The sequence below is a fragment of the Chryseobacterium sp. MYb7 genome (assembly GCF_002979455.1).
Taxonomy (GTDB): Bacteria; Bacteroidota; Bacteroidia; order Flavobacteriales; family Weeksellaceae; genus Chryseobacterium.
Window position 1 is genome coordinate 167,091 of record NZ_PCOU01000004.1, and the last position, 13,387, is coordinate 180,477.

9 protein-coding genes and 8 tRNA genes are annotated in these 13,387 nt (G+C 36.6%); 16 read left to right on the forward strand and 1 reads right to left on the reverse strand.

Going from position 1 to position 13,387, the window contains the following annotated elements:
* Positions 1–43 precede the first annotated feature (43 nt).
* The 13 genes from CQ046_RS05350 (at position 44) to CQ046_RS05410 (ending at position 9,919) form a co-directional block, all read left to right on the forward strand.
* Positions 44–117, forward strand: a tRNA-Thr gene (locus tag CQ046_RS05350).
* A gap of 18 nt (positions 118–135) precedes the next feature.
* Positions 136–216: transfer RNA gene (locus CQ046_RS05355), tRNA-Tyr, on the forward strand.
* An 87-nt stretch (positions 217–303) separates the two neighbouring features.
* A tRNA-Gly gene (locus tag CQ046_RS05360) sits at positions 304–376 on the forward strand.
* Between the two features lie 89 nt (positions 377–465).
* Positions 466–539 (forward strand) — tRNA-Thr (locus CQ046_RS05365).
* Positions 540–559: 20 nt separating this feature from the next.
* Positions 560–640, forward strand: a tRNA-Tyr gene (locus tag CQ046_RS05370).
* Positions 641–726: 86 nt separating this feature from the next.
* A tRNA-Gly gene (locus CQ046_RS05375) sits at positions 727–799 on the forward strand.
* 41 nt (positions 800–840) lie between these two features.
* A tRNA-Thr gene (locus tag CQ046_RS05380) sits at positions 841–912 on the forward strand.
* Between the two features lie 65 nt (positions 913–977).
* Positions 978–2,084, forward strand: a complete 1,107-nt coding sequence (locus CQ046_RS05385; protein ID WP_105701270.1) for a hypothetical protein — start codon at positions 978–980, stop codon at positions 2,082–2,084.
* A 72-nt stretch (positions 2,085–2,156) separates the two neighbouring features.
* The gene (locus CQ046_RS05390; RefSeq protein WP_105701271.1) at positions 2,157–2,837 is read left to right on the forward strand and encodes a response regulator transcription factor; all 681 of its coding nucleotides are present in this window, start codon (positions 2,157–2,159) and stop codon (positions 2,835–2,837) included.
* Positions 2,838–4,202: an ATP-binding protein gene (locus CQ046_RS05395; protein ID WP_105701272.1), complete on the forward strand. Its 1,365-nt coding sequence runs from the start codon at positions 2,838–2,840 to the stop codon at positions 4,200–4,202.
* A 217-nt stretch (positions 4,203–4,419) separates the two neighbouring features.
* On the forward strand, positions 4,420–5,661 hold the full coding sequence (locus CQ046_RS05400; protein ID WP_105701273.1) for a TolC family protein: 1,242 nt from the start codon (positions 4,420–4,422) through the stop codon (positions 5,659–5,661).
* A 4-nt stretch (positions 5,662–5,665) separates the two neighbouring features.
* Positions 5,666–6,751: an efflux RND transporter periplasmic adaptor subunit gene (locus CQ046_RS05405; protein ID WP_105701317.1), complete on the forward strand. Its 1,086-nt coding sequence runs from the start codon at positions 5,666–5,668 to the stop codon at positions 6,749–6,751.
* 69 nt (positions 6,752–6,820) lie between these two features.
* On the forward strand, positions 6,821–9,919 hold the full coding sequence (locus CQ046_RS05410; protein ID WP_105701274.1) for an efflux RND transporter permease subunit: 3,099 nt from the start codon (positions 6,821–6,823) through the stop codon (positions 9,917–9,919).
* Between the two features lie 83 nt (positions 9,920–10,002).
* On the opposite strand, the gene CQ046_RS05415 is transcribed toward CQ046_RS05410, so the two are convergent.
* The gene (locus tag CQ046_RS05415; protein ID WP_105701275.1) at positions 10,003–11,502 is read right to left on the reverse strand and encodes a DUF4394 domain-containing protein; all 1,500 of its coding nucleotides are present in this window, start codon (positions 11,500–11,502) and stop codon (positions 10,003–10,005) included.
* 322 nt (positions 11,503–11,824) lie between these two features.
* On the opposite strand from CQ046_RS05415, the gene tuf reads away from it, so the two are divergent.
* The 3 genes from tuf to secE all read left to right on the forward strand — a co-directional run bounded on the left by tuf (position 11,825) and on the right by secE (position 13,386).
* The gene (gene tuf, locus CQ046_RS05420; protein ID WP_105701276.1) at positions 11,825–13,036 is read left to right on the forward strand and encodes an elongation factor Tu; all 1,212 of its coding nucleotides are present in this window, start codon (positions 11,825–11,827) and stop codon (positions 13,034–13,036) included.
* Between the two features lie 60 nt (positions 13,037–13,096).
* Positions 13,097–13,167, forward strand: a tRNA-Trp gene (locus CQ046_RS05425).
* A 12-nt stretch (positions 13,168–13,179) separates the two neighbouring features.
* Positions 13,180–13,386, forward strand: a complete 207-nt coding sequence (gene secE, locus CQ046_RS05430; protein ID WP_002976410.1) for a preprotein translocase subunit SecE — start codon at positions 13,180–13,182, stop codon at positions 13,384–13,386.
* Position 13,387: the final 1 nt, after the last annotated feature.

Here is a 13,387-nt window from a genome sequence, read left to right on the forward strand (position 1 = left end):
CGCAAAAAAGGAACAGCGATCTTTTGAATTCTTTTTTATATTTGCCTCCATAGCTCAGTTGGCCAGAGCACGTGATTTGTAATCTCGGGGTCGTGGGTTCGAATCCCTCTGGAGGCTCATAAAATATAAACTTTTGGGGAGATTCCAGAGTGGCTAAATGGGACTGACTGTAACTCAGTTGCTTCGGCTTCGTAGGTTCGAATCCTGCTCTCCCCACTTTATATTTTTATAAAAAAACTTGCAAGATTAAATAAGTTTTCTTAGTTTTGCACAGCATTTACCAATAGTTTTGGAAACAAAATTGCGGAAGTAGCTCAGTTGGTAGAGCGTCAGCCTTCCAAGCTGAATGTCGCGGGTTCGACCCCCGTCTTCCGCTCAAAAAAATTACCCATTAAAAGTGGTTTTTTTTAACACTGAAATATGTAGAGTAGAGTTTCTCAATCAATTTCAGTCTTTTATTAAAATGCCTCCATAGCTCAGTTGGCCAGAGCACGTGATTTGTAATCTCGGGGTCGTGGGTTCGAATCCCTCTGGAGGCTCATTTTAATATAAAATATCTGGGGAGATTCCAGAGTGGCTAAATGGGACTGACTGTAACTCAGTTGCTTCGGCTTCGTAGGTTCGAATCCTGCTCTCCCCACATTTTATATTATAAAAAAACTTGCAAAATTAAATAAGTTTTCTTAGTTTTGCACAGCGTTTACCAATAATTTTGGAAACAAAATTGCGGAAGTAGCTCAGTTGGTAGAGCGTCAGCCTTCCAAGCTGAATGTCGCGGGTTCGACCCCCGTCTTCCGCTCAACAAAAATCACGCTACTCAGTGTGATTTTTTTAGTTGATGCCGACTTAGCTCAGCGGTAGAGTGCTTCCTTGGTAAGGAAGAGGTCACGGGTTCAAGTCCCGTAGTTGGCTCTAATTTTTTTATATTTAGATATAAAAAAATCAAACATAATATATGAAAAAAAAACAAACCCTTTTTGGTTTACATTTTAAATTATAAAACGGCTATTGTTTTATTTTTTTTCCTATTTTTAAAGCATATAAGTAAAAATTTATATTTTTTTGATAAAAATAACAATGGATGGAGCTATGCAGATTGGCTCATCAATTATCAGGATGGAGGATTTAAGCGAAGAGGATTAGGAGGAACTTTTTTTATATATCTTCATGACATTACAAATATTCCTTTATATAGGATAGTCTACTTTACTCAGTTTTCTATATATCTTATATTTTTCATTTATTTTATACTGCTTCTTTATAAAAAGAAATTATCACCATTATATTTAACTTTAATTTTTACTCCTCTTACTTTCTTATTTTACTATTTTGATATATATATTATAGGTAGAAAAGAAATTATTTTTATTACATTATATGCTGTTTTTATTTACTATACGAGCAGTAATAATTATCGGGGAAAAAAAGAAGTTTTAGTAATTGGACTTCTATTTTTATTTTCTTTTTTTCATGAAATAATCATTTTTTATATCCCTTATTTTATATTTTCCTTATACTATTTTGATGTTAAGAATAAGCTGAGAAAAAGTTTAGCATATTTATTGGCATGTGTTCTCCCAACAGCCTTTTTCTTTTTTATAGGATCAAAAATAAATAATGGTAAATCTTTGCAGATATTGAAAAAAAGAGGGGTTGTATTGTCAAAAGGTAATATTTTTGACTGGGATGAAAATCTCAATACGGGACACCAAATTATGTCGCAGATTTCAGATTATGGTTTATATGGATTAAGTTTTATAATAGTTTTTGCTGTATTTACCTATTACATCTGCACAAAAACACTCAACAGTAAAAAAATCCTATTGGGCTTTATATTTTGTTGTATCATTACAATCCCTTTATTTATTAATGCAATTGACTGGGGAAGATGGCTTCATATACACTTTATGATGTTGTTGTTATTTTTAACCTCTATTTTACCAACCCAAAATCTGGAAAAGAGTGAAATAATACTAAACAAAGAATTTTTCATCAGTCTTTTGATTGTACTTTTGTTATCTGTTTTTCATGTAAGACACTGTCAGTTTGGATTTCTATTCAATTTAATTAATAACCAACCCTGAGACGTGTATTTTTATTTATACTTTATTAAACTCCTGGAAATTTTCGTTAAATTCGTGTAAAATAAAATTTTGATGAATATTCTTTTATTAGAAGATGATCTCATTCTATCTGCAGAGCTATGCAGATTTTTAGAATCCAATAATTTTAATTGTGATAAGATTTATGACGGGGAAACTTTTCTCCGCCAGATAAAAAATAATACTTACGATCTGTATCTGCTGGATATTAATGTCCCTAAAATAAATGGACTTGATGTCTGTCAGACGATTCGTTCTTTTGATAAAAATACTCCAATCATTATCATTTCTGCCTATGGAGATATTTCAGATAAAAAAGATGCATTCACCCGATTGGCTGATGATTATCTTGTAAAGCCATTTCAGTTTGAAGAACTTCTTTTAAGAATCAATTCTTTACTGAGACGGAAAGCTCCTTCTGATAATTCCGATCAGGAGATCATAAGAATTGACGATCTTATTATCAACAAAACAGAACAGAAGGTCTATCGCGGAGGAAATGAAATAACCCTTACCCTAAAAGAATTTCAGCTGCTGGTTTACCTTGCAGAAGCCCAGGGAAGAACAGTTTCCAAGCAACAGATTACAGAACATGTATGGGAACACAATTTTAATACAAATACCAATACCGTAGAAGTTTATATCAATTTCCTGAGGAAAAAGATTGATAAAGATTTTAAAATAAAACTGATCCATACCCGTTCTGGATTCGGATATTACTTAAGCCCATTATAAATGTCTTTAAAAAGAAAGATAGCTTTAACGATCAGTATCGCCTTTTCATTACTTTTTGGAATGGTGATGGCCGTTATTTATTTATCTTTTAATGATTTCAGAAGGGATGAATTTAAAGAACGATTCAGACAGCGACTTGAATTTACTTCCCATTTTATCTCAAAATCGAAAGACTTTGAAGAAGAGGCTCCGGTTTTCTTCAACGAAAATTCTGATAACATTCTTTTGAATGAAAAGATTTTAATTTTCAATGAGAAAAAAGAATTGATCTACAGCACTATCAAAGACCGGAATGTCACCTGGGATAGTGCAATGCTTAAAGAGCTGGATAAAAAGAAGATCATCTATACGGAAAAAACTATTCCGGAGATCTATGCTGCACTCAGGACCATTAACGGGGAAAACTATTATATCCTTACAAGTGCCTTTGATACCAATGGAAAATCAAAATTGGGATATCTTAAATATCTTTTAGTTACGGCCTATGTAATGAGTACGATGCTTATCGGCTTTTTCAGTTATTATTTTGTGGAAAAGTTTCTTCGCCCGCTGGAAGATCTTAACAAGGAAATTTCTGAAGTTACGGCCCATAAACTGACCACACAGATTCCTGTTGAGCAGTCCAATGATGAAGTAAGTGTTTTGGCAAAATCATTTAATACAATGATTGGAAGGCTGGATGATGTATTCCAGTCTCAAAAAGATTTTACGGCAAGTGCTTCCCATGAGATCAGAACACCTATAACAAGGATGGCTTTCCAGTTGGAGAACCTGATTAAGTTTGAAGAACATTCTCCGGAAACACTATCTTCTTTGCAGCAAATTCAGAGAGATGTGTACCAGTTGTCGGATTTGACGAATTCACTTTTATTGCTTACAAAATTTGATAAAGAAAATATCCAGAGTATTTATGAAGAAGTGAGGATTGATGAAGCCATCTTTGAAGCTTTTGAAGCGGTAGAGAAAAGTTATCCACAACTTAAACTGGATTTCATGATTAATGAAGACAGTTCAGAAAATGCTTTTTTGACCATAAAAGGGATTCAGTCGCTATTGGTGATCGTGTTTATTAATTTGTTTAAAAATGCAGCCGTATATTCAGATAATTCCGAAGTGAACGTTTTGATTACAGAAACCAACGAAAATCTGTCCATTGAAGTTATTTCTCACGGAAATACCATTACTGAAGAAGAGCAGACGAAATTGTTTGAAGCTTTTACAAGAGGAAATAATGCTCAGAATATATCCGGATCAGGTCTTGGTCTTAGAATTGTGAAAAGAATCCTGGAATATCACGATGCTGATATCATATATTCTTCTCCTGAAGATTATATTAATAAATTTACCCTGTTTTTTAAAAAATAGAAGTAAAAGCAACTGAATCCAAAAACAGCTGCTTTTTTGTTAAACTATAGATTGAATTTTTAACATAAAATTCAACATTTGGGGAAAAATATACTTTATTTCTTCGTTAAATTTTCTTTGAAACGGTCTGTTTAAGCCTATTTTAATATTTTTTTAAGCGTCATTTAAGTTTCTTTTAATCGCATCAAAGCAATTTTGTATTTTAAAAAGAAAAATAATGAACAGAATTGCAGTGCTGTGCCTCGCCGTTTCCTCATTCGCGGCGGCACAACAGCAGATGTCTCTTTTGGAATGCGAAGAAGCTTTTCAGAAGAACAACCTTCAGCTGCTCGCCGAACAATACAACATCAATATGGCTGATGCGGATATTCTGCAGGCCAAAATCTGGCAATTACCCCAATTGAGCGGACAGGTCAATGCTTATAACCCCAAGGACAAAAAGGTTTTTGATATAGCACACTCAAAAGGAGCGGGTGTTACACAGTTGATCTATATGGGTGGTAAAAAGAAAAATGAAATTGCTTTTGCCAAATCCAATAAAGAATTGGCTCAGCTTCAGTTTTCGCAACTGCTGGTGGATTTAAGATCCCAGCTTCGTTCTGCCTATTTCAATCTTTACTACGAAAAATTAAAACTGGAAAATACCAACAGGCAATTAGGATATATGAATGATCTTTTAAATGCCTATCGTGTACAATCGGCAAAAGGAAATGTTTCCCTTAAAGATGCCGTAAGGTTACAGAGCATAGTAATTCAGCTGAACCATGATAAACTGGAGATAAATAAAAATATTCTGGATTTTGAACAGAACCTAAAAGTTTTAACAGGAGTTTCAGAAGAAATAGAACCAACGATGTCTGAAACTGAAGCTAAGGAAGCCCTGGCAGCACAGCCTTTCGGTGATGAAAATGAACTGAAAAGTAAAGCGCTGGAAAATAATGCTGACTACCAGTACAATTTGAAACTAATAGATAACAGTAAGCTGTATGCACAGTGGCAAAAGTCATTGAATGTACCGGATCTTACCGTAGGGGCTGCATGGGATCAGGCTGGAGGAACTTTTAATAATGAAACGAATCTGACGTTAGGAATTCCTTTGCCTTTATGGAAAGCCAATCAGGGGAATGTGGTAAAAGCCAACTATGCCATTCAGCAGTATCAAAAAAATGCAGACTTTCAAAAACTGACCCTTGAAACGAAAGTTCAAGCTGCCTATAAAGTCTGGAAAGCACAATATGACCAGCTTCAGGATGTGAAAACCACAGATCTTCAGAATATGGAACTTGTTTACAATGGAATGCTCACCAATTTCAGAAAAGGAAATGTCAATCTGATTGAATTCACAGACTTTATGGACAGCTACAGAGAGACAGCCCTTCAGATCTATGATATGAAAAATGAAATCATGCAGGCGGCAGAACAGCTTAATCAACTAATACAAACGAAAATCTTCTATTAAAATGATGAAAACATATATTATCCCCACATTGATGGTCCTTTCATTAATGGCCTGTTCCAAAAAAGAGGAAGAGAAAAATATTCACGCCAAAAAAGGATTTGAACTGAGTAACACGATGCTCAATTCTATTTCTTTAGCAAAAGTTGAAAAAAAGAATATAGAAGATGAATACAGCTTTTACGGGAAGATCTCTGCAGATAAAAACAGTTATATAGACGTTTATCCGCTGGTAGGAGGAAATGTGATGAGTGTGAATGTAGAATTGGGTGACTATGTGAAAAAAGGGCAGGTACTGGCAACCATAAGAAGTACTGAGCTTGCAGAAATTCAAAAAGATGTTAGCGATGCAAAAACAGATCTGGTAGTGGCTAAAAATAATCTTCGTGTCTCGAAAGAGCTCTATGAAGGAAAGCTGAATACAGAAAGAGATGTCCTGGAAGCCAAAAGCCAGCTGCAAAAAGCCGAAGACCAGCTGCAGAGAGCTACAGCGGTAAGCACAGTTTATAACGTGAGAACCGGAAATATATACAGTGTTGTAGCACCTATCAACGGTTATATTGTTCAAAAAAGTATCAATAAAGATATGCAGCTGAGAAGTGATAGAAGCGAAAATATTTTTGATGTTGCCAATACCACTAATGTATGGGCCATCATGAATGTCAACGAATCTGATATTGATAAAATTAACCTTGGAATGAAAGCTCAGGTATCCACACTTTCTTATCCGGATAAAATTTTTGACGGAAAAATTGATAAAATATTCAAAATTATTGATCCGCAAACCAATGCTATGCAGGCAAGAGTTGTATTAGATAATGCCAACGGACTGCTGATTCCAGACAGTAAAGCTACTATAAAAGTTTCCAGTCTGGAAAACAATAGTACATTGGGTGTTCCATCCAAAGCCGTGATCTTTGATGATAATAAGAGTTTTGTGGTGATTTTTAAATCCAGAACAGATGTGAAAATCAGAGAAATCAAAGTTTTAAAACAGGTAGGGGAGGTCACCTATATTGCAGAAGGTCTGAAAGAAGGAGAAGAAGTGATTACCAACAACCAACTGCTGATCTACCGTTCACTGAACAGCTAGTCTTATTAAACCATTAAGAATATTTACATTTTTCTTTAACGGCTTTTTTAGGTCATCAATTTATCTATCATGAATAAATTCATAAAAAATATAATCGCTTTTTCATTAAAAAATAAAGCATTTACCTTTATCTGGGTAGCGATTTTAGCCATCTCCGGTTTTATAAGCTTCAAAAATATGCCTATTGAAGCTTTTCCGGATGTAACCAATACCCAGATTGTAATCATCACTCAATGGAATGGGCGTAGTGCAGAAGAAGTAGAACGCTTTGTCACTACCCCCATCGAATTGGCGATGAGCCCGGTTCAGAAAAAGACAAGTGTGAGGAGTACCACCATGTTTGGGCTTTCCATTGTTAAAATTCTGTTTGACGACGGGGTGGACGATACTTTTGCCAGAAATCAGGTCAATAACCAGTTAAGAACCATTAGCCTTCCTGATGAGGTAGACCCCGAAGTACAGCCACCCTACGGGCCAACCGGTGAAATCTTCAGATATACCCTGGAAAGTAAAACAAAAGATTCCCGAACCCTGCTTACCCTGCAAAACTGGGTGATAGACCGTGCTTTAAGAGGAGTTCCTGGTGTTGCAGATATCAATGTTTTCGGAGGACAGGATAAAGTTTTTGAACTCAGTATCGATCCAAGAGCATTAGATAAATACAATCTGACTCCGCTTCAGGTATATGATGCTGTCACAAAAAGTAACCTGAATGTAGGAGGGGATGTGATTGAAAAAAATGGACAGGCCTATGTGGTAAGAGGAATTGGTCTCGTAAAATCAGTAGCAGATATCGGAAATATTACCATTCAGAATGACAGTGGAAACCCAGTTTTGGTAAAAAATGTAGCAGAAGTTCATGAGAGCTCTATGCCTAGAGTAGGGCAGGCCGCTTTGAATCATCATGACGATACGGTAGAAGGAATTGTTGTCATGAGAAAAGGAGAGAACCCAAGAGAAGTATTAATAGGAGTAAAGGCTAAAATCAAAGAGCTTAACGAGAAAGTACTTCCGAAAGATGTCAAGATGGTTACTTTCTATGACCGCGACAATCTGATGGATTTCACTACCCACACCGTAATGCATAACCTTATTGAAGGAATTGTACTGGTAACGGTAATCGTTTTAATCTTTATGGCAGACTGGAGAACAACCCTGATTGTTTCCATCATCATCCCTCTGTCCTTGCTGTTTGCCTTTTTATGTTTAAAACTGGCCGGGATGAGTGCCAACCTGCTTTCATTAGGAGCGGTAGACTTTGGAATTATCATTGACGGAGCCGTCGTCATGGTGGAAGGCCTCTTCGTTATGCTCGACCATAAAGCGAAACGATACGGAATGGAGAAGTTTAATAAACTGGCAAAGGGTGGCTGGATCAAACAGACCGGAACCGGATTAGGAAAAGCAATCTTCTTTTCAAAATTAATTATTATCACCTCTCTGATTCCTATCTTCTCATTTCAGAAAGTGGAAGGGAAAATGTTTTCTCCTTTGGCTTTTACATTAGGGTTTGCACTAATGGGAGCTTTGATATTCACGTTAACATTGGTTCCTGTTCTTTCCCATATTCTTTTAAATAAAAACGTAAGAGAAAAAAATAACCCGTTTGTTAACTTCTGGGACAGAATCGTTCTGAAAGGCTTTAATTTAACATTTAAGCATAAAAAAACTAGTATGATTGTCGCGATCTCTTTCCTGGCAGTCACTTTATTTTCAGGTAAATTTCTTGGGACAGAATTCCTTCCTCAGCTGAATGAAGGTTCATTGTGGATTACTGCTGAAATGCCGATGAGTTCCTCGCTAAAAGAATCTCTGAAAACGGCAGACCTTTTAAAGAAAGACATTATGAGCTTCTCGGAAGTGACAGATGTCTTGGCACAAACGGGAAGAAGTAATGACGGAACGGATCCCAACGGATTTGGATTCGTACAGTTTGCCGTAAACCTTAAGCCAAGGGAAGAATGGAAACGCAAAATTACTTATGATGAACTCATCAATGAAATTGACAAAAAGCTAAGAAGCTATCAGGGGATTACTTTCAATTATTCCCAACCTATTTCGGATAACGTAGCAGAAGCGGTAGCTGGTTTTAAAGCCGAAAACGGAATCAAAATCTATGGTGACAATCTGGAAACCCTGGACAAATTAGCTCATGAAGTTTTATTAAAGATTAAAGACGTAAAAGGAGTTAAAGATCCTGGAATTATTAAAAATATCGGCCAGCCGGAAGTAAGTGTTGTTTTGGATAGAGATAAAATGGCAGCTTACGGAGTAATGCCTGCGGATGCACAAGCAGTATTGGAAATGGCTTTTGGAGGAAAAACCGCTTCAGAAATGTTTGACGGGGAAAGAAAATTCCCGATCCGCCTTCGTTATTCTCAGGAATACAGAACCAATGAAAATGATATTGCCGCTTTGATGGTGCCTACACAGGATGGAGCAAAGATACCTCTAAAAGAAATAAGTACCATCGTTAAAGATAACGGAGCCGCATTTATTTACAGAGATAATATCAAACGATATATTGGAGTTAAATTTTCCATTCGTGACCGGGATTTGGGAAGTACAATTGCCGATGCTCAGAAAAAAGTGGAGACAATTGAACTTCCGGACGGTTATTCTGTAGGATGGACAGGTCAGTTTGAAAACCAACAGCGTGCGTCGCACAGGTTGGCACAGGTAGTGCCGGTGAGTATCCTGATGATTTTCTTCCTGTTGTTTATTCTGTTTGGAAATATGAAAGATTCTCTTCTGGTATTAGCAAATGTACCCTTTGCTCTGATTGGTGGAATTATCGCCTTGCATGTTACCGGAATCAATTTTGGAATTTCTGCAGGAGTAGGTATGATTGCCCTTCTGGGAATTTGTATCCAGAATGGGGTAATTCTTATCACGGAGTTTCATCAAAATGTTAAAGACGGAATGGATATAGACACAGCAATATTCAGCGGGGTAAAATCCAGAACCAGACCTGTAATTATGACAGCTCTTATGGCTTCTATCGGATTGATGCCGGCAGCCTTGTCTACAGGAATCGGGTCGGAATCTCAAAAACCTCTGGCAATTGTTATTATTGGAGGATTGATTACTGCAACAGTACTTACTCTGCTTATTTTCCCGATTATCTTCTGGATTTTCAACAGAACGAAAAAGCTCAGCCAAATTTAATTTATCTTTCATTTATATTAGTAAGAAGCGCGGAAAACAAAGTTTTCCGCGCTTCTCGATTATTGAAATAAAATAGGATGAGTTTAAAAACCTAATCCCAGGGTAAAAGCTTTTACGGTATTTGGGTAATCAGAAACAGAAGTGGCTGCTCCTGTTGTCGTATTGATAGAGTAAATTTTTGTAGATGAACCTACTGATGCCATTAAGTAAGCCTTTTGGCTCATACTTCCAATATCAAAACCATTAGCATTGGTAATGTTGATTCCTAAAGAACCTGTTTCAGCCAAAGTTCCGTTATTGGGAGGATTTTGCTGATACAATTTATCTGTATTATGATCAATGACAAATAGGGTAGTTGAGGTAGCTCCAGCAAAGTTGTTAGTGTAGGCAGCTGCGCTTATCATCGGACTTCCCGGATTTAATGCAAGATCTACGGCTGCAATTGTTCCGTCATTAGGATTGAGACGGAGATTTTGTCCTGTATTACTCACGACTCTTATTCTGTCCACAGTGGGATTAAAGTCAAATCCGAAATCAGTTCCGGAAAGTAAGGTTGAGAATGGAGACGCTCCCACAGCAGTAGCAGCACCTGTACCTAAATTGATCGTATACATTCTGCTTGAGCTTCCCAAAGCATACAATTGTCCGTTGGCAGGACGGAAATCTATTCCTAAAATATTCTCACCACTTTGTAATCCTGCTATTGTTTTTGAAACAGGCATAGGACTGTTTGGATTGAAAATTTGAAGATTATTTGAATTATCAATCGCATAAGCTACCGGTTCTGTTGGGATGGCAATATCAATAATTGGCTGTTGGAGGGAACCAATATAGGTTGCTTTGCCATTATTCAGATCCAGAATATGAAGTTTTTCATTTAAAGATAATAGAGCAGTGCTGTTATCATATTTGATGTCAAAAGCACACTGTCCTGTAAAAGTCGTTCCAAGATTTCCAACCTCTACTAAAGTTCCATTGTTGGGAGGATCCTGTTTGTATAATTTTCCCAGCATCGGATCAATATCATATAACACAGTAGTAGAAGCTCCTGCTTTACTGTTGGTATAAGCTAATCCGGTTATGGAAGGGTTTACTGTTCCGTTAATATTGATATCCGTAGCAGCAACAGCTCCCGTTTCCGGATGTAAACGCAGATTTTGCCCGGTATTACTCACTAAACGGATTCTGTCAACTGTTGGATTGAAATCAATAGAAGCAATTGTTCCTGCTATAGAAGGGATAAATGCTGTTGAACCTACCATTCTTGCTGAAGCATTGGAGGTATTGATAATATATAACTTGCTTGCATTGGATAACGCGTATAATTCTCCTGTAGCAGGTCTGAAATCTATGCTTAGTAATTTTTCTCCTGAAGTAATACCTGTTACAGCTGTTTTTGAAGTGAAAGTTTTTGGATTGTTGGAATTAAAATAAACGAGCTCATTCATAGTTGTTATTCCATATACCATAAGATCCGGACCCTGAGGTATATTTTCTGACATCATGTTTTCATCTGAATTATCACATGAAAACAGGGTTACAATGGCTATCAGAGCCCAAAATAGGTGTAGTAGTTTTCTCATAATATTAATTTTTAGTTGTTGTTTTTATATCTACGAGAAAAAGATAAGAATGGATTTACGAATAGAATTTTCAGGATTTTTTTCTTGTATATTGTATTCATAATTAATGAGATAGTTTATAATTTTAATAAAACATTTCTAAGGATTTTTTTCAATCCGGAAAAATGTGTAAATTTGCAGTCTCAATACGTTAAATATAAGGTTTGTCCTTCATTGGATGAGAATATTGAAAGTTTTTTTAATAAAAAGTTTTTGGTATTTAAAAATTCATTATATTTGCACACCGAAAATTTGAAAAACAATAAATAAATAATTTTAAATCATGGCAAAGGAAACGTTTAATCGTAACAAACCACACTTGAACATTGGTACTATTGGTCACGTTGACCATGGTAAAACTACTCTTACAGCTGCTATTTCTGCTGTATTAGCTAGCAAAGGTCTTGCTGAGAAAAAAGACTTCTCTGCAATTGACTCTGCTCCAGAAGAAAAAGAAAGAGGTATTACTATCAATACTGCTCACATCGAATACGAAACTGAAAAAAGACACTATGCTCACGTTGACTGTCCAGGTCACGCCGACTATGTTAAGAACATGGTAACAGGTGCTGCTCAGATGGATGGAGCTATCGTAGTATGTGCTGCAACTGATGGTCCTATGCCTCAGACTAGAGAACATATCCTACTTTGCCGTCAGGTAAACGTACCTAGAATCGTTGTTTTCATGAACAAAGTTGACATGGTAGACGATCCAGAATTATTAGAGCTTGTTGAAATGGAATTAAGAGACTTATTGTCTACTTACGAATTTGACGGAGACAACTCTCCAGTAATTCAAGGTTCGGCACTAGGAGCTCTTACTGCAGCTACTGCTTCTCCTGCTAACACAGAAGATAAGTGGTTCAAGAGCGTTGAAGAATTGATGGATGCTGTTGATACTTGGATCGAGCAACCACCAAGAGATACTGAAAAGCCATTCTTGATGCCAATCGAAGACGTATTCTCTATTACAGGTAGAGGTACTGTAGCAACTGGTAGAATCGAGGCTGGTGTTATCAACACTGGTGATCCAGTTGATATCGTAGGTATGGGTGACGAAAAATTAACTTCTACTATTACAGGAGTTGAGATGTTCAGAAAGATCCTAGATAGAGGTGAAGCTGGAGATAACGTAGGTCTATTGTTGAGAGGTATTGAAAAGACTGACATCAAGAGAGGTATGGTTATCGCTAAGAAAGATTCAGTTAAGCCACACAAAAAATTCAAAGCTTCTGTTTATATCCTTTCTAAAGAAGAAGGTGGACGTCACACTCCATTCCACAACAAGTACCGTCCTCAGTTCTACGTAAGAACTACTGACGTTACAGGTGAGATCTTCTTACCAGAAGGTGTAGAAATGGTAATGCCTGGTGATAACTTAGAGATCACTGTAGAATTGTTACAACCAATCGCTCTTAACGTAGGTCTTAGATTTGCAATCAGAGAAGGAGGTAGAACAGTTGGTTCAGGTCAGGTTACTGAAATCATAGACTAATCATCTTAAAAATATAAAAAAGCTTCCGTAAGGAATTTCTTTACGGAGCTTTTTTTAACTACGGGCATCGTCCAATGGTAGGATACCGGTCTCCAAAACCGTTGATCAGGGTTCGAATCCTTGTGCCCGTGCAAATATAAATTATGAGTTCATTTGTCGATTTTTTAAAAGGTTCTTATAACGAATTCAGACATAAGGTTGAATGGCCAAAATGGGCTGACCTTCAGTCTTCTACAATTGTAGTGACTATTGCGACAGTGATTCTGGCATTATTTACCTTTGGAGTTGATGAATTGTTTTCAAAAGCAATCAGCAACATAATAGGAATGCTAATCAACTTGTTCAATTAAT

Coding starts and splice junctions, on each gene's coding strand:
- CQ046_RS05410 (WP_105701274.1), top strand. CDS start 6,821: ATGAATAAATTCATAAAAAATATAATCGCTTTTTCATTAAAAAATAAA.
- CQ046_RS05405 (WP_105701317.1), top strand. CDS start 5,666: ATGAAAACATATATTATCCCCACATTGATGGTCCTTTCATTAATGGCC.
- CQ046_RS05395 (WP_105701272.1), top strand. CDS start 2,838: ATGTCTTTAAAAAGAAAGATAGCTTTAACGATCAGTATCGCCTTTTCA.
- secE (WP_002976410.1), top strand. CDS start 13,180: ATGAGTTCATTTGTCGATTTTTTAAAAGGTTCTTATAACGAATTCAGA.
- tuf (WP_105701276.1), top strand. CDS start 11,825: ATGGCAAAGGAAACGTTTAATCGTAACAAACCACACTTGAACATTGGT.
- CQ046_RS05400 (WP_105701273.1), top strand. CDS start 4,420: ATGAACAGAATTGCAGTGCTGTGCCTCGCCGTTTCCTCATTCGCGGCG.
- CQ046_RS05390 (WP_105701271.1), top strand. CDS start 2,157: ATGAATATTCTTTTATTAGAAGATGATCTCATTCTATCTGCAGAGCTA.
- CQ046_RS05415 (WP_105701275.1), bottom strand. CDS start 11,502: ATGAGAAAACTACTACACCTATTTTGGGCTCTGATAGCCATTGTAACC.